The sequence below is a fragment of the Paramesorhizobium deserti genome (genome assembly GCF_001558695.1).
GTDB classification, from domain to species: domain Bacteria; phylum Pseudomonadota; class Alphaproteobacteria; order Rhizobiales; family Rhizobiaceae; genus Paramesorhizobium; species Paramesorhizobium deserti.
Map to the genome: position 1 here is coordinate 423,865 of NZ_LNTU01000023.1, position 20,806 is coordinate 444,670.

The 20,806-nt window shown below is 62.0% G+C and carries 20 protein-coding genes, 1 other RNA gene and 1 pseudogene; 12 read left to right on the forward strand and 10 right to left on the reverse strand.

The annotated features are described in order from the left end of the window. The first annotated feature begins 180 nt into the window (after nucleotides 1-180). Entirely contained in the window at nucleotides 181-363 is a 183-nt protein-coding gene (locus ATN84_RS14920) for a hypothetical protein (RefSeq protein WP_068882425.1), read from the forward strand. A 185-nt stretch (nucleotides 364-548) separates the two neighbouring features. Here ATN84_RS14920 and ATN84_RS14925 read toward each other — a convergent pair whose 3' ends face one another. The 3 genes from ATN84_RS14925 to ATN84_RS27495 all read right to left on the reverse strand — a co-directional run bounded on the left by ATN84_RS14925 (nucleotide 549) and on the right by ATN84_RS27495 (nucleotide 2,247). Further along, the gene (locus tag ATN84_RS14925; RefSeq protein WP_068882426.1) at nucleotides 549-1,418 is read right to left on the reverse strand and encodes a 50S ribosomal protein L11 methyltransferase; all 870 of its coding nucleotides are present in this window, start codon (nucleotides 1,416-1,418) and stop codon (nucleotides 549-551) included. 76 nt (nucleotides 1,419-1,494) lie between these two features. Further along, the gene (locus ATN84_RS14930; RefSeq protein WP_068882427.1) at nucleotides 1,495-2,076 is read right to left on the reverse strand and encodes an SCO family protein; all 582 of its coding nucleotides are present in this window, start codon (nucleotides 2,074-2,076) and stop codon (nucleotides 1,495-1,497) included. 18 nt (nucleotides 2,077-2,094) lie between these two features. Beyond that, nucleotides 2,095-2,247, reverse strand: a complete 153-nt coding sequence (locus ATN84_RS27495) for a hypothetical protein (RefSeq protein ID WP_201026388.1) — start codon at nucleotides 2,245-2,247, stop codon at nucleotides 2,095-2,097. A gap of 80 nt (nucleotides 2,248-2,327) precedes the next feature. On the opposite strand from ATN84_RS27495, the gene ATN84_RS14940 reads away from it, so the two are divergent. The 3 genes and pseudogenes from ATN84_RS14940 (at nucleotide 2,328) to ATN84_RS27830 (ending at nucleotide 4,070) form a co-directional block, all read left to right on the forward strand. Then, a complete protein-coding gene (locus ATN84_RS14940) occupies nucleotides 2,328-2,957 on the forward strand; it encodes a DapH/DapD/GlmU-related protein (RefSeq protein WP_068882429.1) in 630 nt (209 codons plus the stop codon). 115 nt (nucleotides 2,958-3,072) lie between these two features. Beyond that, nucleotides 3,073-3,567, forward strand: a complete 495-nt coding sequence (locus tag ATN84_RS14945; protein WP_068882430.1) for a CreA family protein — start codon at nucleotides 3,073-3,075, stop codon at nucleotides 3,565-3,567. 217 nt (nucleotides 3,568-3,784) lie between these two features. After that, nucleotides 3,785-4,070: pseudogene (locus ATN84_RS27830) on the forward strand (GIY-YIG nuclease family protein). A 5-nt stretch (nucleotides 4,071-4,075) separates the two neighbouring features. On the opposite strand, the gene ATN84_RS14950 reads toward ATN84_RS27830, so the two are convergent. Beyond that, complete coding sequence (locus ATN84_RS14950; protein ID WP_068882431.1) at nucleotides 4,076-6,607, reverse strand: ATP-dependent helicase; 2,532 nt, start codon at nucleotides 6,605-6,607, stop codon at nucleotides 4,076-4,078. 249 nt (nucleotides 6,608-6,856) lie between these two features. Between ATN84_RS14950 and ATN84_RS14955 the strand changes: the two genes are divergently transcribed. Then, the gene (locus ATN84_RS14955; protein WP_068882432.1) at nucleotides 6,857-7,735 is read left to right on the forward strand and encodes a dienelactone hydrolase family protein; all 879 of its coding nucleotides are present in this window, start codon (nucleotides 6,857-6,859) and stop codon (nucleotides 7,733-7,735) included. Between the two features lie 68 nt (nucleotides 7,736-7,803). Here the strand turns inward: ATN84_RS14955 and ATN84_RS14960 are convergent, their stop codons facing one another. Further along, a complete protein-coding gene (locus ATN84_RS14960) occupies nucleotides 7,804-8,883 on the reverse strand; it encodes a serine/threonine protein kinase (protein ID WP_068882433.1) in 1,080 nt (359 codons plus the stop codon). A gap of 135 nt (nucleotides 8,884-9,018) precedes the next feature. Between ATN84_RS14960 and ATN84_RS14965 the strand changes: the two genes are divergently transcribed. The 5 genes from ATN84_RS14965 to ATN84_RS14980 all read left to right on the forward strand — a co-directional run bounded on the left by ATN84_RS14965 (nucleotide 9,019) and on the right by ATN84_RS14980 (nucleotide 15,886). Further along, nucleotides 9,019-9,519: a heme-degrading domain-containing protein gene (locus ATN84_RS14965; protein ID WP_068882434.1), complete on the forward strand. Its 501-nt coding sequence runs from the start codon at nucleotides 9,019-9,021 to the stop codon at nucleotides 9,517-9,519. Between the two features lie 18 nt (nucleotides 9,520-9,537). Then, nucleotides 9,538-10,947, forward strand: a complete 1,410-nt coding sequence (locus tag ATN84_RS14970) for an FAD-binding oxidoreductase (protein ID WP_068882435.1) — start codon at nucleotides 9,538-9,540, stop codon at nucleotides 10,945-10,947. Between the two features lie 79 nt (nucleotides 10,948-11,026). After that, entirely contained in the window at nucleotides 11,027-11,710 is a 684-nt protein-coding gene (locus tag ATN84_RS14975; RefSeq protein WP_201026379.1) for an EamA family transporter, read from the forward strand. A 3-nt stretch (nucleotides 11,711-11,713) separates the two neighbouring features. Then, complete coding sequence (locus tag ATN84_RS28155) at nucleotides 11,714-11,878, forward strand: EamA family transporter (RefSeq protein WP_201026380.1); 165 nt, start codon at nucleotides 11,714-11,716, stop codon at nucleotides 11,876-11,878. A 189-nt stretch (nucleotides 11,879-12,067) separates the two neighbouring features. Further along, nucleotides 12,068-15,886: an AsmA family protein gene (locus tag ATN84_RS14980; RefSeq protein WP_068882436.1), complete on the forward strand. Its 3,819-nt coding sequence runs from the start codon at nucleotides 12,068-12,070 to the stop codon at nucleotides 15,884-15,886. A 357-nt stretch (nucleotides 15,887-16,243) separates the two neighbouring features. Here ATN84_RS14980 and ATN84_RS14985 read toward each other — a convergent pair whose 3' ends face one another. The 4 genes from ATN84_RS14985 to ATN84_RS15000 form a co-directional block, all read right to left on the reverse strand. Next, nucleotides 16,244-16,501, reverse strand: coding sequence for a ribbon-helix-helix domain-containing protein (locus tag ATN84_RS14985; protein WP_068882437.1), 258 nt, complete (start codon nucleotides 16,499-16,501; stop codon nucleotides 16,244-16,246). Next, nucleotides 16,498-16,713 carry a DUF4169 family protein gene (locus tag ATN84_RS14990; RefSeq protein ID WP_068882438.1) on the reverse strand — a complete coding sequence of 72 codons (216 nt, stop codon included), beginning with the start codon at nucleotides 16,711-16,713 and terminating at the stop codon, nucleotides 16,498-16,500. The genes ATN84_RS14985 and ATN84_RS14990 overlap by 4 nt, the downstream gene beginning before the upstream one ends. Before the next feature lie 150 nt (nucleotides 16,714-16,863). Then, nucleotides 16,864-17,439, reverse strand: coding sequence for an SspB family protein (locus ATN84_RS14995; protein WP_068882439.1), 576 nt, complete (start codon nucleotides 17,437-17,439; stop codon nucleotides 16,864-16,866). A gap of 142 nt (nucleotides 17,440-17,581) precedes the next feature. Beyond that, nucleotides 17,582-18,223: a TetR/AcrR family transcriptional regulator gene (locus tag ATN84_RS15000; RefSeq protein ID WP_068882440.1), complete on the reverse strand. Its 642-nt coding sequence runs from the start codon at nucleotides 18,221-18,223 to the stop codon at nucleotides 17,582-17,584. A gap of 341 nt (nucleotides 18,224-18,564) precedes the next feature. Between ATN84_RS15000 and ATN84_RS15005 the strand changes: the two genes are divergently transcribed. Then, complete coding sequence (locus ATN84_RS15005) at nucleotides 18,565-19,788, forward strand: multidrug effflux MFS transporter (RefSeq protein ID WP_068882441.1); 1,224 nt, start codon at nucleotides 18,565-18,567, stop codon at nucleotides 19,786-19,788. Nucleotides 19,789-19,806: 18 nt separating this feature from the next. Here the strand turns inward: ATN84_RS15005 and ssrA are convergent. Beyond that, nucleotides 19,807-20,216: a transfer-messenger RNA gene (gene ssrA, locus ATN84_RS15010) on the reverse strand. Nucleotides 20,217-20,445: 229 nt separating this feature from the next. Here ssrA and ATN84_RS15015 point away from each other — a divergent pair. Continuing rightward, nucleotides 20,446-20,757 carry a DUF2853 family protein gene (locus ATN84_RS15015; protein ID WP_068882442.1) on the forward strand — a complete coding sequence of 104 codons (312 nt, stop codon included), beginning with the start codon at nucleotides 20,446-20,448 and terminating at the stop codon, nucleotides 20,755-20,757. The last annotated feature ends 49 nt before the right edge of the window (nucleotides 20,758-20,806 follow it).

Here is a 20,806-nt window from a genome sequence, read left to right on the forward strand (position 1 = left end):
CAACCGCTGATCTTTCCGGATCGTTTCTTTTGCGGTGCAGCATTATCTGTGCTCTTGCGAAAACGCATTGCTGTCATGCAGCATTGTCGATGGATGCGGGAGGCGAAAGCGCCTACATTTTACGCAGAAGATAAGAGTGCTTCCAGAATAGCTGGTTCAATTGGGCGAAGGAATCTGACGATGGCAAACAATGGTGCAAAGCGCGGCTTCTTCCGGGCCGCAATGGACAATCTGGTCGCCGCACGCAGCCGGCAGGTTGCCCGCTATGTCAACAGCGCGCTGCTGATGATGGACGACGAGACGCTGAAGGCCAATGGCTATTCGCGCGAAAGCCTGAAGCGCGGCTCCTACTATCCGTTCTGATCGGATTATCAGATAAAATTCAAAAGGCGGCCTCGGGCCGCCTTTTTCGTTTGTTCACCTAGAGTTCCTGTTTGAGGGAAACACTCAAACCCTCTCCGCCGTCATTCTCGGGCTTGTCCCGAGAATGACGGCGGAGAGGGCATAGCGGGTACTCTCCTGCCAGCGTTTCTGTTTAAATGAAATGCTCACTTCAGATGAAGCGTCACCCAGCCCTCACGGTGCAGGGTGCGCTGGTGGAAAATCCCTTGCGTGCGGTAGGCGGCCAGCACCTTGTCGCGCTGGCTGTCGAGAATGCCCGACAGGATCAGCGATCCGCCCGGCGCCAGGTGCCGGCGCATGGCGGGCGCGAGCTGCATCAGCGGACGCGCCAGGATATTGGCGACAATCAGGTCGAAGGGCGCGGCGTTTCGCATTACAGGGTGATGGAATCCGGTGGCGGTCGCCGTCAGCACGCGCGAGCCGACGCCGTTCTTCACGACATTTTCCTGCGCCACGGCGGTGGCGATCGGATCGATATCGGTGGCCAGCACCGGGATCGGCGCCAACCTGGCGATGGCGATCGCCAGCACCGCGCTTCCCGTTCCCAGATCGAGTGCGTTGCGCGGGTGCTCGCGGCGGATGATCTCGCCGATCATCTGCAGGCAGCCCGCCGTGGTGCCGTGATGGCCCGTGCCGAAAGCCTGGCCGGCATCGATCTCGATGGCGATATCATGGGGCCGGCGCTTGTCGCGGTCATGCGAGCCGTGGACGAAGAAGCGGCCGGCGCGTACCGGCTTCAGCCCTTCAAGCGAATGGACCACCCAGTCGATATCCGGCAGCTCCTCCCGCTGGATTTCGAGCCCGAATGCATCGGAGCCGATCCGGTCGGCGATGCGCGCCGCCGCGGCGTCGGCATCCGCTTCGACATAGAGCGAGACTTCGAAGATCTGCCGCTCCTCATCCATCTCGACGATGGCGACGGGCAGTCCGTCCTCCTCGAACTCCTGTTCGATCAGGCTGTAGATACGCTCGGCTTCGTCTTTTCCGGCAGCGAGGAACAGGCGGGTTTGCGGCATTTATGACATTTCGTTTTCAGGAGGAATCATTTGAAAGGCACCCCTCAAGATGAAGCGATTCCATTAAATAAACCGCCTATCCCGACGCCAGCTTCTTCAGCTTCCCGATCGCTGTAGCGGGGTTTTCGCCATAGGCGATGGTGCCGCGAAAGCGCCCCTTGGCGTCGAGCAGGAAGATCGAGGCCGTGTGATCCATGGTGTAATCGCCGTTTTCACCGGGGACCTTGCGGGAATAGACGTGATAGGATTTCAGCATCGCGGCCACCTTGTCCGGCTCGCCGGTGATGCCCATGATGCGCTGGGAGACATTGCCGACATAGGCCTTCATCGTCTCTACATTGTCCCGCTCGGGGTCGACCGTGACGAAATAGGCGCGGATATTCTCGCCTTCGGGCCCAAGCTGCTTCAGCCAGCCGTCGAGCTCGAAAAGCGTCGTCGGGCAGACATCGGGGCAGTGGGTGAAGCCGAAGAAAATCGCCGAGGGATGCGAGCGGAACGCCTCTTCGGTGATCGGTTCGCCTGTCGTGGCGACGAGCTGGAACGGTCCGCCGAACGGGGCATCGTCGCCCTTGGAGCGGTCGCGCCAGAAGTTGAAGGCAAGCGCACCGGCGAGGACCGCGATCATGGCGATGAAAAAGACGGGAAGGACTTTACGCATCTATCGGAAACATTTCGCTTAAAAACACCAGGACAGGCCTGTCTGGATCATCGACTGGAAAATGCCCTCGCCATGGTTGAGCCATCCGGCAAAGGCCAGGCCGCTGAAGCCCGCGGCGAGGAGCGCCGCCAGGGCGGCGAGCGTGTATTTCCGCAAACTATGATCGTGCACCGTCTTCATTCCTCCATTATAGGCAGTCTGAAGGGCCGCGAAAAGCGTATCCCGCCAATAATTCAAGCGAGCTTGCCGAAATGAACGACGAAAACGACCTGCGCTTCCAGAATGACGAGCCGCGCATTCACCCGACGGCGCAGCTGAAATCGGTGAAGCTCGGGCGCTATGCGGAAATCGGCGAACGGGTGATCCTGCGCGAGGTGACTGTGGGCGATTTCAGCTATTTCGAGCGCAATGGCGAGGCAATCTATGCCGATATCGGCCGTTTCTGCTCGATTGCCGCCAATACCCGCATCAACGCGCTGGAACATCCGATAGAGCGCGTTACGACCCACAAAGTAAGCTACCGGCCCAACGAATATTTCCGCTATCTGGGCGTCGACGGCCAATTTCGCGCCCGCCGTCAGGCGCGGCGCGTGTCGATCGGCCATGATGTCTGGATCGGCCATGGCGCGGTTATCATGCCCGGTGTTTCGATCGGCCATGGCGCGGTGATCGGTGCCAATGCGGTGGTGACGAAAGATGTGGCCGCCTACATGATCGTCGCCGGCAGCCCGGCCCGCATCATCCGCCCACGCTTCGACGAAGCGATCATCGCGCGGCTTCTCAAGCTTTGCTGGTGGGACTGGCCGGTGAACAGGCTCTACGAGGTGATCCCAGACATGCAGACGCTCGATATCGCCGATTTTCTCGACAAATGGGCATAAACAGGATCGAAACCCTGTTTTCCGTCCATCCGTCATCGTCCTTGCAATCTCCGTGCAGGCGTCCCAATTCTGTCGCGGGCATATTCCTTTTGACTGGCCCTTACCGGAGGTTTCGATGAAGCATGTTCTCGCCGCCATGGCTCTTTTCGCCGGCACCGTTCTGGGCCAGGCCGCACCTGCCGTCGCCGAAGAGGTCGGCAAGGTTGGCGTTGACTGGCTCGGCAATGATATCGTCATCGATGCCGTGCAGGACCCGAAGGTGCAGGGCATCACCTGCCACCTCGCCTCGTTCGAGCGTGGCATCATCGACCGGCTGCAGAAGGGCAACTGGTTCGAGGACCCGTCGAACGCCTCCATCTCCTGTCAGCAGACCGGCCCGATCACCGTCGGCGACATCGCGCTGGGCAAGGGGGGCGAGCGCGTCTTTTCCTCGCGCACCAGCCTGATCTGGAAGAAGCTGGTCATCACCCGCATCTACGACAAGAAGAACGACACGATGATCTATCTCGTCCACGCGACGCAGGTGCAGGACGGTTCTGCCAAGACATCGATCTCCACCATCCCGCTCTTCGCCGGCAATGTGACCTGGGCAAACGGCAAGCCGCAGTAGGAGGATAATGGGGGCGTGGGGGCTGATTTCTCGTCCGCTCTTTCCGATCCCGGCGAGGATGACAGAACTGTTTTTGCCCCTCAGCCGTGGATCCTCGGGCTTGACCCGAGGATCCACGGCAAGGGAGCGCTAACGGCCTTGTCAGACGCAACGAGACCTGCGAATCAAATACATTGACAATGCACGCGCCCTGATCGAGCCCGCGACAGGGGCTATCATGGCAGGGTATGTCTACATCGTCACCAATCACAAGCATGGGACGCTTTATATAGGCGTAACCTCTGACTTGGCCTGGCCATATTTACGAACATCGCAAAGGGTTGATGCCGGGTTTCACCTCAAAATACGGATGCACACGGCTGGTCTGGTATGAGGAGCATGAACGGATTATCGACGCTATCCCGCGCGAAAAATCACTAAAGCGCTGGTATAGACAGTGGAAGGCTGATCTGATTGAGAGCATCAATCCACGGTGGGACGCTCTCTATTCAAAGCTCTGGTAACGGTCTCACACCCGTTGAACGAAACTGTCCAGCACCCGCTTCTGGCCCGCCCGGTCGAAATCGATGGTGAGCTTGTTGCCGTCGATGGCGGCGATGTTGCCATTGCCGAACTTCATGTGGAACACCCGGTCGCCCGGCTTGAAGGCGGAAGGGGTGTCGGAAACGGATTTCGCCACCAGCTCGCCGTCGATGGTGCGGCCTTTGACCGAGCCGCGTCCGGCGCCGAAGCCCGAATCCGCCTCGCCATAGCCGATGCGCTCGACATTGGCGCCAGAGCGCGAGCCCCAGTTGGAGCGGGTGGCTTCGGACCGGTTTTGTTGGGCGCGCTGCCAGCCGGGGGTGGAATAGCTGTTCTGGAACGGGTCGGCGCGGTCGAAGCGCGACTGGCCGTAGCCGCCATAGCCGCCATAGGAATTGCCTGTCTCCGCCACCTCGACATGCGCCTCCGGCAGTTCTTCCAGGAAGCGTGACGGAATGGTCGATTGCCACAGGCCATGGATGCGGCGGTTGGAGACGAACCAGATGTGCAAATTCTTCTTGGCGCGCGTCAGGCCGACATAGGCGAGGCGGCGTTCCTCCTCCAGGCCGGAGCGGCCGCCTTCATCGAGCGAGCGCTGATGCGGGAACAGGCCTTCTTCCCAACCGGGCAGGAATACGGTCTCGAACTCCAGGCCCTTGGCGGAGTGCAGCGTCATGATGTTGACGGCGTCGAGCTCCTCGTTCTGCTCGGCATCCATCACCAGCGCCACATGCTCGAGAAAACCGCGCAGGCTCTCATACTCCTCCATGGAACGGATGAGTTCCTTCAGGTTTTCGAGCCTTCCGGGCGCTTCCGCCGAGCGGTCGTTCTGCCACATGGCAGTATAGCCGCTCTCGTCGAGAATCATTTCGGCCAGTTCGGTGTGCGGCGTGGAATCGAGCAGCGATTGCCAGCGGGTGAAATTATCCACCACTTCCTTCAGCGCCGAGCGGGGCTTGGGCTTCAGCTCCTCGGTCGCAACCAGATCGGCGGCGGCGGCGAGCATCGGAATGTCGCGGGCGCGGGCATAATCATGCACCTGGCGGATGGCGGCCTCGCCCAGCCCGCGCTTCGGCGTGTTGACGATGCGCTCGAAGGCGAGATCGTCGGCGCCTTGCGCGACGACGCGGAAATAGGCCATCGCATCGCGGATTTCGAGCCGCTCATAGAAGCGCGGGCCGCCGATGACGCGATAATTCAGGCCGAGCGTGACGAAGCGGTCTTCGAATTCACGCATCTGGAAGGACGCGCGAACCAGTATCGCCATATTGTTAAGCGCGTGCCCCTTGCGCTGGGCCTGTTCGATCTCCTCGCCGACGGCGCGGGCTTCCTCCTCCGAATCCCAGGCGGCATGGACATGCACCCGGTCGTCGTCGGGGTTGGGCGCCTCGGTGAACAGCGTCTTGCCGAGACGACCCTCATTATGGGCGATCAGATGCGAGGCGGCGCCCAGAATATGCGCGGTGGAGCGGTAGTTGCGTTCGAGGCGGACGACGGCCGCGCCGGGAAAATCCTTCTCGAAGCGCAGGATGTTGTCGACCTCAGCGCCTCGCCAGCCATAGATCGACTGGTCGTCGTCACCAACGCAACAGATATTAACGGTGGATCTACCGGGCTTGGCGCCAATCTCCCCCGCAAGGGGGGAGATCGGACTGCCGCTTTGTCGGCGCGAATTATCCGGACGCTGCGCCAAGAGCCGCAGCCACATATATTGCGCGGTGTTGGTGTCCTGGTACTCGTCGACGAGGATGTATTTGAACCGGGCGTTATATTCCCGGAGAATATCGGGATGGGCGCGGAAGATGCGGATGGGATGGCAGAGCAGATCGCCGAAATCGCAGGCGTTCAGCGTCTTCAGCCGGTCCTGATAGGCCTGATAGAGCTGGCGTCCTTTGCCATTGGCGAAGGAGCGGGCGTCGCCTTCCGGGATTTCGGAAGGGCCGAGGCCCTTGTTCTTCCAGCCGTCGATCATATTGGCGAAGGTGCGGGCTGGCCAGCGCTTGTCGTCGAGACCTTCGGCCTGGATCAGCTGCTTGATCAGCCGGATGACGTCATCGGTATCGAGGATGGTGAAGTCGGATTTCAGCCCCGCCAACTCGGCATGGCGGCGCAGGAGCTTGACGCCGATGGAGTGGAAGGTGCCGAGCCAGGGCATGCCTTCGACCGCGCCGCCGACCAGAACGCCGATGCGCTCCTTCATTTCGCGCGCGGCCTTGTTGGTGAAGGTCACGGCGAGGATCTGGCTGGGATAGGCGAGCCCCAGCGAAAGGATATGGGCGATGCGGGTGGTGAGAACGCGCGTCTTGCCGGTGCCTGCGCCGGCCAGCACCAGAAGCGGGCCTTCCGTCGTTTCGACGGCGAGGCGCTGTTCGGGATTGAGGCCTTGAAGATAGTTCGGAGCGCTACGCGCCTTCATCGCCCGCGCGGCGATGCCGCCGGGCGCTACGGAACCGCCCGCCTGCGCACGCGGCGCGGCAGGGTCTCCAAAGAATGGCATGTCGTCGGGAAAGTCTGACATTTCCTCCTGATGTAGTGATTCGGGGCCGGAACACCAGTAACAGAGCACAGATATTGCGCGTATCCGGCGGATTTCGGTCAATTCTCAGGTGAAATCATACAGCAATTCAAGGCATTGCAGCATCTGAAAATATGCTCATGGACCATAAAATCCGACATGGCCGATCGATCGGAGTGGCGGACGGCATCGGCTTGATCGAAATATCAAGCAGTTTATCCTGAGGGAAGTGTTTCGAACAGGAGAAGAGCGATGGAAAAGCCTGACATCACCCAGGCCATGATCGATGCCTATGACGAATACACCCATCTGACCCTCGATCGCCGCGGCTTCATGGAAAAGCTGACCAGGCTTGCCGGATCGGGCGCGGCTGCGGCGATAATCGCGCCGATGCTGGCGGCGAATTCCGCGCAGGCCGCGATCGTCGCGGCGGATGACCAGCGCATCACGGCCTCGGACATCACCTATCCCGGCGCCGGCGGCTCCGAGATGAAGGGCTATATGGTGCGGCCGGCGGGCGATGCGGGCAAGCTTCCGGCCGTCATCGTCATCCATGAGAATCGCGGACTCAACGAGCATATCCGCGACGTGGCGCGGCGCGTGGCGCTGGAAGGTTTCGTCGCGCTTGCCCCCGATTTCCTGTCGCCTTCGGGCGGGACGCCCGCCGACGAGGACAAAGCGCGCGAGATGATCAGCGGGCTCGACCAGCAGGCGACTATCGCCAATGCGGTTGCGACCGTCGCCTATCTCAAGGAGAACGATCTGACGTCGGGCAAGATCGGCGCCGTCGGCTTCTGCTGGGGCGGCGGGCTGGTGAACGATCTTGCCGTCAACGCGCCCGATCTTGATGCCGCCGTCGCCTATTACGGACGTCAGCCAAAGGCGGACGAGGTGGCGAAGATCAACGCACCGCTGCTCCTGCAATATGCCGGGCGCGACGAGCGCATCAATGCCGGGATCGACGCTTACAAGGCGGCGCTGGAAAAGGACGGCAAGACCTTCGAAATCCACATCTATGAAGGGGCCAACCACGCCTTCAACAACGACACGTCGGCCGCGCGCTATGACAAAAAGGCCGCCGATCTCGCTTGGGAGCGGACGATGGCCTTTTTCAAGAAATATCTGGGGTGAGCGGTTTCAATTTTAACTGAAGCGCTTCACGACACTCCCTCTGGCCTGCCGGCCAGAGGGAGTGAAATTCACCGCTCCAACTGCGTCACCCGCCGGTCGGTGAAATTCAGGCGGTGGGCGGCAAGCGCCTCGACCAGCGGGCGCAATTCCGGCTCGCGCGCGAGCAGATCGTCAAGCTCCGTCATCTGGTTCATGGCGATGAGGCGCAGTATATCGTCGCGCACGGTGCCGTCGGCGCGGCGCGGCAGATGCGCGACGGGCTGGATCAGCTCGACCTTTGTGTCCTTGAGCCGCGCTCGCAAGCTGCGCTCGTCGGCCTTGGTCGTCTCGACAAAGGCATAGATGCCGACGCCCTTGGCGGGCAGCGAATAGAGCGCCAGCGCCACGTCCTGAACGCGGGGGTCCGATTTCAGCGCGGCCATGATCGCCGGGCCTTCCCGGTCAATACGGTCGCCCGTGCCTTCGCCGTCGGACCAGTGGAAAAGATTGCGGGTGACGAGATTATAGACCCTCTTGCCGGTTGCCAGCCAGATGCGCGAGGGAAGCGACCGGCGCGCCAGGATGCGCTTTTCCGTCGGCGTCATCAGGTGCTTGGCGAAGGCCCGCTTCTGCTTGATCAGGTGGCGGAAATCCTCATACGCCATCATGCGGTAGAGCGATCCGCGATGGCGATGGACGGAGGCGAGCTGGAAATCGATCACCGCCGCTTCCCCCTCCGGCGTCATTAGCCAGTTCTGCGGCTTGGCCAGATCATTGTGGGTGACGCCGAGGCGGCGCATGTCGCGCAGGATGCGGTGGGCGCTGCGGTACCATTTCAGGTCGGCCGGGCGAGCGAGGTGCAGCGGCGTGCCTTCCGTCCAGGAGCGGTAGAGGCCGTGCCTGTCGGTGGCAATCAGCTGCGGCACGCCTTTCAGCCCGCGCACCGTCTTCAGGCCGCGTATCTCGCGCCTCGCCAGGATCCAGGCGAGCGGGCGCGACCACCAGGGCGCGGCGCTGACCAGCCGGCGGATCACCCGCGTTTCCTGATCGCCGACGAAATAGCCCGCACGCGTCTCGGAAAACACGTCGCGCTTGAAGACGGCAGTCACGACGAATTCGTGCAGTTCCGGATTATCGGGCAGGGTGCTTTTATATATTTTATTCTGCATGGCGCGTCACTAACGGCAAGTGCTCCGTCAATCAAGCGGGGAAAGACGGCGGCGCATATGGGGGGTACCGCAGGGGCATTGCAATCGGCAACCGGAAAGAGCAAAAGACAAGCCGGTTTTGGAGGGAGTCGACGCATGAGCCATCGCGAAGATATTGAAAAGATCCTCATCCAGGAAAAGACGCTCGTCTTCGACGCCTTCGACGAGGCGACGGCGTTCGAGCTCGGAAGCCGGATCCGCGATTTCGCCCTTGCCGACGGGCTCGGCGTCGCAATCGATGTCAGCCTGTGGGACCGGCGGCTTTTCTATGCGGTGACGCCGGGCGCGACGGCGGACAATCAGGAATGGGTGCGCCGCAAGTTCAATGTCGTCAGGCGCTTCCATGCCAGCAGCTATCGCCTGGTGCTGGAGCAGGACCGCGACGACCGCATGTTCCCGCCGCACCGGGCGCTTGACGTTGAGGACTATGCGCTGGCCGGCGGCGGCTTCCCAATCCGCGTGAAGGGGGCAGGGGTGATCGGCACGGCGATCGTCTCCGGCCTGCCGCAGCGCGAGGATCACAATCTGGTGGTCAAGGCGCTGGCGACGGTGTTGGGCGCCGATGCCGGCGCGCTGGCTTTGGCTTCATCCAACTGACAAGCAGGGAGAACGGCGTTGGCTCTTCAAGACGCGGTCGCGCTTAAACGCAATGAAGAGGGGATCGCTGCTGCCGTCGCCATCCTGAAGCAGCGTTTCGGAGAACGCGCGCAGACGGGGCAGGCGATCCGCGAGCAGCATGGGCACACCACCACCTATGTGCCGACCCAGGCGCCTGACATCGTCATCTTCGCCGAGAGCGCGGAAGAGGTGCAGGACGTCGTGCGCATCTGCGGCGAGCATCGCGTTCCGATCGTCCCCTTCGGCACCGGCTCGTCGCTGGAAGGTCAGGTCAATGCACCGGCCGGCGGCGTCTCGCTCGATCTCTCGCGCATGAACCGCATCATCCGCGTCAACGCCGACGATCTCGACTGCGTGGTCGAGCCCGGCGTCACAAGGCGTGAGCTCAACGAATATCTGCGCGACACCGGCCTGTTCTTCCCGATCGATCCCGGCGCCAATGCCAGCCTCGGCGGCATGGCGGCGACGCGCGCCTCGGGCACCAATGCGGTGCGCTACGGCACCATGCGCGAGAACGTGCTGGCGCTGAAAGCCGTGATGCCGGACGGACGGCTGATCACCACGGCAAAGCGCGTCAAGAAGACCTCCGCCGGCTATGATTTGACCCGCCTGCTCGTTGGCTCGGAAGGGACGCTCGGCATCATCACCGAATTGACCCTGAAGCTCTACGGTATCCCGCAGGCGATCTCGGGCGGCGTCTGCCCGTTCCCGAGCGTCGAGGCGGCCTGCCGCACGGTGATCGAGACGATCCAAATGGGCATTCCCGTGGCGCGCATCGAACTGGTCAATACTTTGCAGATGCAGGCGCTGATCGCCTATTCGAAGCTGCCCTACGAGCCGCAGCCCTATCTCTTCGTCGAATTCCATGGCAGCGAGACGGGCGTGGCCGAGCAGGCGGAACTCTTCGGCGAGATCGCTGCGGAGAACGGCGGCGGGCCGTTCCAGTGGACGGCGAATGCCGAGGAGCGCGATAGGCTGTGGCGGGCGCGGCACGACGCCTATTTCTCCGTGCTGCCGCTGCGCCCCGGCGCCAAGGCGGTGGCGACCGACGTCTGCGTGCCGATCTCGCGGCTTGCCGACTGCATCGGCGAAACAGAGGCCGACCTGACCGAGACCGGGCTGATCGCGCCTGTTGTGGGCCATGTCGGCGACGGCAATTTCCATCTGCAACTGCTGCTCGATACGGAAAATGCCGCCGAGATCGAAAAGGCCGAGGCCTTCATGGATCGCCTGGCGCTGCGCGCCATCGCCATGGAGGGCACTTGCACCGGCGAGCACGGCATCGGGCAGGGCAAGATGAAATATCTGGAACTGGAACTCGGCGGCGCGGTGGATTTCATGCGCTCGATCAAGCGCGTCATCGACCCGGACAATATCATGAATCCGGGCAAGATATTGCGGGTCTAGGCTGAGAGATTGAATCAGGAGCGCAGGCTTGCACTGACGGTCTGATCATGCTGGACGTCCCATTCGGATTGTGATCAATTTGGCTATGGGCATAGAAGTCGCATTTGTCGTTCTGTTGGCAGCTGCACTCAATGCAGGGTGGAACGCCCTGATCAAAGTCAGCGGCGATCGGATAGCAGCCATGGCGGTCGTGACCTTCATGGGCGCGCTCGTTTCTTCAATGGTCTTGCCTTTTGTCGATTTGCCTGACCCCGCCAGTTGGCCGCTTCTCGCTTTGGCGATTGTCCTCCATACAGCCTATCATTTTGCTTTGCCGATCGCCTACAACTATGGTGATCTTGGGCAGGTGTATCCGATTTCACGCGGTTCAGCTCCATTGCTCGTCACATTGGGAGCAGCTGTTTTTGCTGGGGAGTTTCTGGGAACAGCCTCGCTCTTCGGCGTCATTTTTCTTTGTGCGGGCGTGATGGCCCTCGCGTTCGATCGAACCTCTGGTCTCAAGCGCAGTCCTCACGCCGTCCTTCTGGCGCTGTTAACCGGGATGTGCATTGCCGCCTATACGCTAGTGGACGGCCTTGGCGTACGACAGGCGGGATCGGTGATGGGCTTTGCCGTTTGCCTTACTATTGGCGACGGACTTCTGACCTTTCTAATCGCCTTGATCTGGAAAGTCCGGGAGATGCGGACCGTTGTTAACACGCAGTTGGGCTCGTCTATGCTTGCTGGAGGTATGCAGGTCGGGTCTTACTGGATGATCATATAGGCGATGGCCTATGCGCCACTTGGCACCGTCTCAGCCCTCAGAGAAACAAGTGTCCTGTTCGCGGCCCTGATCTCGACGTTTATACTCAAAGAGGGTTTCGGCGTCTGGCGCTTTGTGTCGGCCGGAATAATCGCATGCGGGATCAGTCTGACCCGATATAAACCCTGAGACGGCAGGTGCCGCTTCATCAGTCCTCCACATTTTATGGATGGACTACGCATCTCATCCGTGAATTTGGCGCTTCCCACGTATTTTCGCCGTAAAAACTGCGATTTGCCTTGTTGTCGCCGGATCGGTGCCGTTATGTTGCGTGTTGTCACGCATGCGTGATGAGCGTTGTTTTTCCGGAGCGAAGGTTTGGGGCGCGTTTTCGTATTTCTCGGCGGTGTGCTGGTGCTGCTCCTGACGGCGGCGCTGATCGTGCCGCCCTTTATCGACTGGACAGGCTACCGGGCCGATTTCGAGCGTGAGGCGAGCCGCATCCTCGGCCGCCCGGTGACGGTCGCGGGCAGCGCCAATGCCCGGCTCCTGCCGTTTCCCTCCGTCACATTCTCCGATGTCCGCGTCGGCGACGAGAACGCCGAGCCGGTGATGACCGTCGAGAAATTCTCGATGGATGCCGAGCTCATGCCCTTCCTGCGCGGGCAGATACTGATTTTCGACATGCGGATGGAGAAGCCGCATGCGGTCATCACGCTCGACGAGGCCGGCAAGGTCGACTGGGCGATCCGGCCATCGACGCCATTGAAACCGGCGAAGATCGAGCTTGAAAACCTGCGCATCACAGACGGCTCGGTCACGATACGCGACCGTGGCAACAGCCGGGACCATGTGATCTCGGATCTCAACGCGACGATGGCGGCCACCAGCCTTGCCGGCCCCTGGCGCTTCGACGGCCAGCTTGCGCTGGATGGCCAGAAGGCCGGCCTCGAAGTGACGACCGGCGAGATCAAGCCCGAGGGGACATTGCGGGTGCGCGCCCGCGTCCGGCCGCAGGAACTGGCGGCGGTGTTCGAGACCGACGGCGACATGGCGCTTGCCGATGGCAAGCTCTCCTATGACGGAACATTCGCGCTGCGCTCGTCGGACGTGGCGGAAGCGGCGAAACCGCGCAAGGAGGAAGGCGGCAAGGCCGCCATTGCCTCGCCGGCTACGGTTTCACAGGAAAAGCCGGTTTTCGCCGATCTGCGCGTGTCGGGCAATTTCTCCGCCGATCATGCCAGTCTCGACATGCCTGAATTCCGCATGGAGCAGGGGCCGGCCGACAATCCTTACGTGGTCAATGGCAATGCACTGTTCGACTATGGCAGCGATCCACGCTTCATGATCCGCGCCGACGGGCAGCAGGTGCTGCTCGACGGTATCGGGCTGATGGAGCGGGGTGAGGGGCAGGACGACGGCGCCGTATCCGAGCCAGTGCCTGCTGTGCCGCTGTCGCAGCGCATCGCGGCCTTTCGTCGGCTGATGGACCGGGTGCCGATCCCCACCATTCCGGGTAGTGTCGATCTCAGTCTTCCGGCGATCATCGCCGGCGATACGACCATCCGCGACGTCACCGTTGAGGCGGAGCCGGGCGGCGACGGCTGGAATATCAAGCAATTGAAGGCCGATCTTCCGGGCCGCACCAAGATCGAGGCCAAGGGCAAGCTCGTGGTCGGGCCGGATTTCGGCTTTGACGGCGACCTCTTGATGGCCTCGCGCCAACCCTCCGGCTTTGCCGCGTGGCTGACGAGCGATGTGGACGAGGCGATACGGCGGCTTCCGGCGGCGGGCTTCTCAGGCAGGGTCAGCCTGCACGAGGGTGTGCAGCGCGCCGACGATCTGGAACTGGCGCTGGGCGGGGCATCGCTCAAGGGCTCCTTCGTGCGCCAGTCCGGTGAGGGCACGCTGCCGTCGATGCAGCTTGCGCTGGAGGGCGGGGCGCTCGACGGTGACGCGCTGGAGGCGCTGGCGACGCTTTTTGCCAGCGACAGCGGCACGCCGCGTCTCAGCGACCAGAATATCGACGTGAGGCTGAAGGCCGGGCCTGTCAGCCATGGCGGTTTCCGGGCGGCTTCGGTCGACACGGCTTTCCGGCTGCGCGATGGCCGTTTCGATATAGACCGGCTGATCCTAGCCGACGTGGCGGGCGCCACGTTGACGGCAACCGGCATGCTCGAGCCGTTCAAGCAGGAGCCGAATGGTTCGGTCGACGCGACCATTCTCTCCGAGGATCTCTCGCGCCTGATCGCGACATTGGCGAAGCGTTATCCCACGGTGCCGCTGTTCACGGCGTTGGCGAAGCGGGCCGAGGCCTATCCGGGGCTCTTCTCCGACAGCGAGATCACGCTGGTCGGCAGTGCGGTGCGATCGGCGGCCGCGGCCGACAGGCAGGGCGGCAACGAGTTCTCCTTCAGCGCCAACGGCAAGGCAGGCGGCATGACGATCGGCGTGTCAGGCATGGCACGCGGCAATTTGTGGGAGAACGCGCCGCTGGAACTGTCGCTGACGGCGGATGCGGAGACGGCCGAGGGCGAGGCGCTGATGGCGTTGATCGGTCTTCCGGCGCTGCCGCTTGGCCTTGCCGGGGAGCTCGACGCCAATCTTTCGCTGCAGGGCGTGCCTTCGGAGGGAATGAAGACGCAATTGACGCTGAAGGCGCCTGATGGCTCCGGCTCGATCGACGGCGTCTTCACGCTGCGGCCCGACGATCTGACCGGCAGCGGCAAAGCGGTGCTGAAGAGCGCCGATCTTCAGCCCTTCGCGGCGGCCGCCGGTTATGCGCTGCCGGGCTTCGGCGAGGGGCTGCCCGTCGATCTCGAAACCGATTTCCAGTTCGCCAAGGGCATCGTGCGCCTGCCCAACCTGGCGGGGACGGTGAATGGCGAGACGATTGCGGCGAAGCTTGAGGCAAGCCCCGCCGATGACGGCGCGCCGCAGCTCAAGGGCGAGGTCAAGGCGGGCCGCCTCGATCTCGAAGCGCTTGCCGCCTTCATGCTCGGGCCGCAGGCATTCGAAATGAGCGAAGCCGGCGGGAAACGCGGTGTCTGGCCCGATAGCCAGTTCGCCAATGCGCCGACCTTTCCGCTGCTGGCCGATCTGACGCTTGGCGCAGAAACCGCCGATGCCGGCTGGTTCGGCACCGTGACCGGGTTTTCGGCCAAGCTCGTCAAGGGAAGCGACGCGCTCAATCTCAACGATCTCGCTGGCACGCTCCATGGCGGCAAGCTCGGCGGCACCTTCGGTCTGCGCAATACCGGTGGCACCGCGCTTGCCTCGACCCAGTTCACCTGGGAGGGCGGCAAACTCGATGGGCTCTATCGCTTGCAGGATGGCGGGGCGCCGCTCGGTGGAACGGTCAAGCTGTCCGCCTCGCTCAACGGCACCGGCAAAAGCGTGGACGAGTTGGTGGGATCTATGGCGGGGTCCGGCGTTCTCGCCGTCGACGGATTGTCGATCAACGGGTTCAATCAGGATGCGCTGCAGCCGATCATCGCGGCGGCGGACAAGGCGGATTCGAATACGCCGGCGGCCGCCTTCGACGTACTGGCGGCGGGGCAACTCGGCTCGGGCGCGTTCATCCCCGGGCCGGCAGAGCTGGCATTCACGGTCGCCGGCGGCACGGCGCGCGTGCCGTCGTTCCAGCTCGAAACGGATAAGGTGGCGCTCTCCTCCGATTTCCGGTTCGACCTTGCCGGCATGACGATCGGCGCGCAGGGCGCCTTCACCTTCAAGCCGGGTGCGGAGGCGCTCGTCGGCGCCGAGCCGGTGGTGCGCTTCAATATGGAAGGGCCTTACCGCGACCCGTCAGTGACGTTCGATCGCCAACCGCTCGTGCAGTTCCTGACGCAGCGCGCGCTGGAACGCGAGCAGGACCGGGTGGAGGCGATGCAGGCGGCATTGGTGGAAAAGCAGCGGCTGCGCCGCGAGGTGGCGCTTTATCAGGCGCGAGCCGAGGAGCGCCAGCGCGCCGAGGAAGAGGCGCGCAGGAAGGCCGAGGAGGAAGCGCGGGCGAGGGCGGAAGCCGCCCGTCTGGCGGCCAAGCAGGAAGCGGTACGCCGGGCGCAGCAGGTCCCGGCGTGGTCCGGCAGCATTCCGGCTGACCGGCCGCCGGCAGGGAACGGCCAGACGGAACTGCCGCAGGATGGCCAGTCGCTCGATGAATTCCTGAAGACGCTGGAAGGGCCGTCGCCGTAGCGTAGCGAGCATTTCAGAGCCGTTGCCCTAATGCGCAGCATTGAGGCACGCGAATAATCCACCACAGGTTTCTAGATCCCGTTGCAATCGTCATCAACATTCCCGCTCCCTTGCCGTGGATCCCCGGGTCAAGCCCGAGGATGACGATAGTAGGGACGGAATGGCTAATATTCTAACGGCTGCGCCTGCCATTACCAACAAATGTCAGCCTCTGCGCCTGATGTTTTAGGCACTTTGCCTTTTACAGTCGTCATCCTCGGGCTTGACCCGGGGATCCACGGCAAGGGAGTACAAGCAGCCTGATCACCCGCAACGGAATTGGTAAAACCGCTTGCATATATTCAGGGTAGGCCGCCCTCAGGGCTCAATCCTGCCGCCGGATTTCACCCATTCGAGCGCGTGGAGACGGAGGGCGGAGGAGAGGTTCGCCCGCCGGTCGCGCCGGTCGTCGATCTCGGCAACCAGAGCGGCAAGCGAAATGCCGCGCTGACGCGCGATCGCCTCGATGATCTCGAAAAAGGCGTCCTCCAGGGAAAAGCTGGTCGCGTGGCCGCGAATGCTGACGGAGCGCTTGCGCACGATGCTGCCGGACCCGGATGCGGGGTCAGCGCTCATGCATCCTCGTCCCCGGCTTTTCCGGGGTGGGGCGTTGCCGGGTCCAGGCGGTTGCGGTCGAGGAATTCGCCTGTCTTTCGCGCCTGCTCGCGCTCGAACTTCTTCTCGGCGCCCGTCCGCCCATGGCGGATGCGGTTTTCCGCGGCGGCCTTTTCCTTTTCGTCACGCGCCTTTCGCTTTTTGAACTGGCGCAGGTTGACGATGTCGCTCATCGGAGCGGATCCTTGTTTTGGGGTGGCGTTGGCGCTTCTGTTTATATGAAGTGTCTTGGAGCCTGAAGCCGAACTATGAAGCGTTTTTCCATTCCGGAACCTCGCCAATCAACCAGCGGCCGGACTTCAATATCGCCACTGCGGGCCAGGTTACTTGTTCTTGCGGAACGCATCGAGCGAGACGACATCGGCGGAGGGCTTCGTCTCGTCCTCCTTCGCTCCGTCGTCCGATGTCTTTGCGGCGGGCTTTTTCGCCTTGCCGGCTGGCCTTGCCTTCGGCTTCACCGTCTCTTCAGGCGCGCCGGCGTCCTGCATCGGTTCGATGGTGGTGATCCCTGCATCGGAATCATTGGCGCCGGCCGGTTCCTGCGTCGAGACGTCGAACTCCAGCTCGAAATTGACCGAAGGATCATAGAAGCCGCGGATGGCGGAGAACGGGATGATGAGACGTTCCGGCACATCACCGAAAGACAGGCCCACTTCGAAGATCTGCTCCGTCACCTGCAGGTCCCAGAACTGGTGCTGCAATACGATCGTCATCTGCTCGGGATATTTCTCCTTCAGACGCGACGAGATGCGAACGCCCGGAGCTTCCGTGAGGAATGTGATGAAGAAATGGTGGTTGCCAGGCAAGCCCGCCTTGGCGACCTCCGACAGCACCTTGCGGATGACACCGCGGAGCGCTTCCTGAGCAAGAATATCGTATCGGATCAGATCCTGGACCATAAGGTGCTTATCCCACGGATTCGCGGTTCGATGTCAAGTTCGATGTGAAGCGAAAGCGTCATAAAACGTCGCCATTATGACGCAAGCCCACAGCAATTGCGACCGGGGAAACGCCCTCAGCGTCAATTGACGGGAGGAGAGGTCAGGAAAGCGCCACGTCTGAGCTTGCTGGCGCATCGGCCTTGGCCGATGATCTGGCGAAGGCGCGAAGGAACGTGCGCACACCGTTGCGCGCGCTGTCCTCGATCTCCTGTTCCGTCGGCTTTTGCCCCAGCACACCGCAAAACTGGAAATCGGCATTGACCAGGGCCAGGAACTGGCGCGCGGCAAGATCGGGATCGCCGATATCGAGGGCGCCGCCATGGGCAAGCCGCGCAAGCCTGGCGGCGATCGCCGACCAGACCTTGGCGGGGCCGTTCTTGCGCCAGGTCTCGAGCAACCGGGGATAACGCTCGCCTTCCGCCTGGATCAGCCTGCGCAGGAACTCGCCATCCCTGTTGCACATCAATTTCTTGCCGAGTCTGGCGGCAAAAAGGGTGAGGTCATCTTCCAGATTGTCGGATTCCTCGGGAAAAGTGGCGAGAATATCGTAGAGAATGGCATTCATGCGCCCCATGATATCGTCGACCACGGCGCCGAACAGCATCTCCTTGTCCCGGTAGTGATTATAGATGGTCTGGCGGGATACGCCCGCCTCGGCGGCGATCAGGTCGATGCTGGCGCCGGTGAAGCCGTCGCGGCAGAAGGTGCGCGCGGCCGCATCCAGGATGGAATTGCGCTTCATGCATTGCCCGCTGCCCGGTCGGGTGTAGCACTGGCCGTTGCCGGAAGGTATGAAGTCCTGCCCGCCATCGGCGAGAGCGGTGGGCGGGCGAAACGCCGTGGCAGCAGATTTGTCAGTATCATTCATGGCTTAAAGATAAGACGGGTTGACGATTTAGACAATACTGTCTAATTTGACATCACTGTCCAATCAATTGGACGTTATGCATATAGCCTGCCACCGCCTTCGCAAAGGAGGCGGTATCAGGGATTTCTCCATTTCCCATCACGACCGACCCGGCGGAGCCCGTGTCGCCTGCGTATTGCCACGCCGGTCGATCGTTCCTTTCGAAAGTTTCCGTGATGTCATCCAGATTTCTTCAAACAGCGATCATTCTCGGACTGCTGTCTGCAATCGGCCCCTTTGCGATCGACATGTATCTCCCAGCATTGCCGACGATCGGAGCCGATCTCGCGGCGGAAACGAGCGCGGTGCAGATGAGCCTGCTCGCCTTCTTCATTTCGATGGCGCTGTCGCAGCTTTTCTACGGGCCGCTTTCGGATATGCTCGGCCGCAAGGCACCGCTTTATGGCGGGCTCATTCTCTTTGCCATCGGCAGCATCGGTTCGGCGCTTGCCGGCGATATCGACACGCTCGTCGCCTTCCGCTTCCTGCAGGGGATCGGCGCCAGCGCCGGCATGGTGATTTCGCGCGCCATCGTGCGCGACCTGCATACGGGCGTGGACGCGGCGCGGCTGATGTCGCTCCTGATGCTCGTCTTCAGCATTTCGCCGATTCTCGCGCCGCTGACTGGGACGGCGATCATCACCTTCTTCGGCTGGCGTGGCGTGTTCTGGGCCGTGCTGCTCGCCGCCCTCGTCGGCATGGTGCTGCTCGCCACCTCGCTCAAGGAGACCCGGCCGCCCGCGATGCGGGTGGAAAGCAGCCTCGGTGCGGCACTTGCGGCCTATCGGCTGCTCCTGAAGGACGGAAATTTCCTGGCGCTGACCTTCATCGGCGGTCTCGGACTGTCGTCGTTCCTGGTTTATCTCGCTAATTCGTCCTTCGTGCTGATCGACCATTACGGGCTCACGCCGGCGCAATACAGCATCGCCTTTTCGATCAACGCGGTGTCGTTCTTCAGCGTATCGCAGCTCTCCGGCTGGCTGGCCGGGCGATATGGGCTCAAGCATGTGGTGCGCATGGCGGTCGGCGGTTATGCGGCGGCGATGACGCTGCTGCTGGTGGCCATGATCCTGGGCTTTCAGTCACTGCCGGTCATGGCGGCGTTCCTGTTCGTCGGTTACGGCTTCCTGGGGCTGGTGCTGCCGACGACAGGCGTGCTGGCGCTCGAGGACCATGGCGCGATCGCGGGCACCGCTTCGGCCCTGATGGGGACACTGCAATTCGTCGCCGCCGCAATCGCCATGGGCATTGCGGGCGTCTTCTTTGACGGAACGGCGCTGCCGATGGTCGGCGGCATCGCTGCCTGCGCGATCGCGGCATTGCTTCTGACGCAATTGTCGCTGGGACGCCGGCGCGGCAGGACGCAGACGGAAATTCCGGCGGAAGTGCCGGCAGAATAAAACGGGAAAAGCGGGGGAAGTGGAGGCTTCTGTTGCCAGGTGCCTCCGAACCCCGCTTAGACCTGCGACGGCCTAAGGCTTGATTTGAAGCTATCGCACCGCATTAAGCGGCGAGACGTGCCTCCGCATAGTTGTCGTTTGCAACTACTGAGTTAGCCCGATAACGGTGGTACAATGCCGGGCAAAAGAGCGATCTTTACACCCTTGTCGATCCTATTTCGCCCCCGCCAGAAGGCAGCCATCTCATTTTGCAAGTCCTGACGGAAAACCGCTGTCCACTTTTCCTGGACTTGCCTTGGCTGCATTCTGGTGGAGGCGCCGGGTACCGCCCCCGGGTCCAATGGGCTTATTACATCGTCCGTTTATCACCATAGCCGGCCGAAGCCGGCAATCCCTATATAAGTGCGCCTTTCTGGAATTGGAAGGGGTTCCGGCACGAATTCGCGGTGCCGGCATGCCGGCATTTAGCCGTTGCCGGCCCGCCTCTTCGGCATTCCTTCACGTTCTTATGTGTCCAATCGGGTGCATCGTCCTCAAGCGCATTGACAGGCGTTTTTTGCTAGTCAATGTTTTGCAATAGTGGGTGCACGGAAGATTCCATTCAAATTTGGCTGTTCCGCAGCCGATAATGGGGCCAGAGTCGAAGGAGAACGGTCAATGAGCGAATATATCGAAGATGTCCGCCGCTATGATGCCGGTGCGGATCCGGCGGTTGTCGAGAAGATCGTCAAGCATCTCGGCGTGGCGTTGCGCAGCAGGGACGCCTCGCTGGTAGCGATGAGTGACCCGACGGAAGTCGAGCGCGTGCGCAAGAGCTGGGTCGAGAAGAAGCTCGGCGTTGCCGATGTCGACAAGGCCAATGCGGCGATCCAGAGCGTCGGCGAACTCATGAAGGGCGATCGCGACAAGCAGCGCGTCACCTTCTATTATCTGACCGCAAAAGCGCTCGGAAAGCTCGAGAGCCTCTGATTTTTGTTGATTCTCATGTGAAACCCCGGCGTCCGCGCCGGGGTTTTGC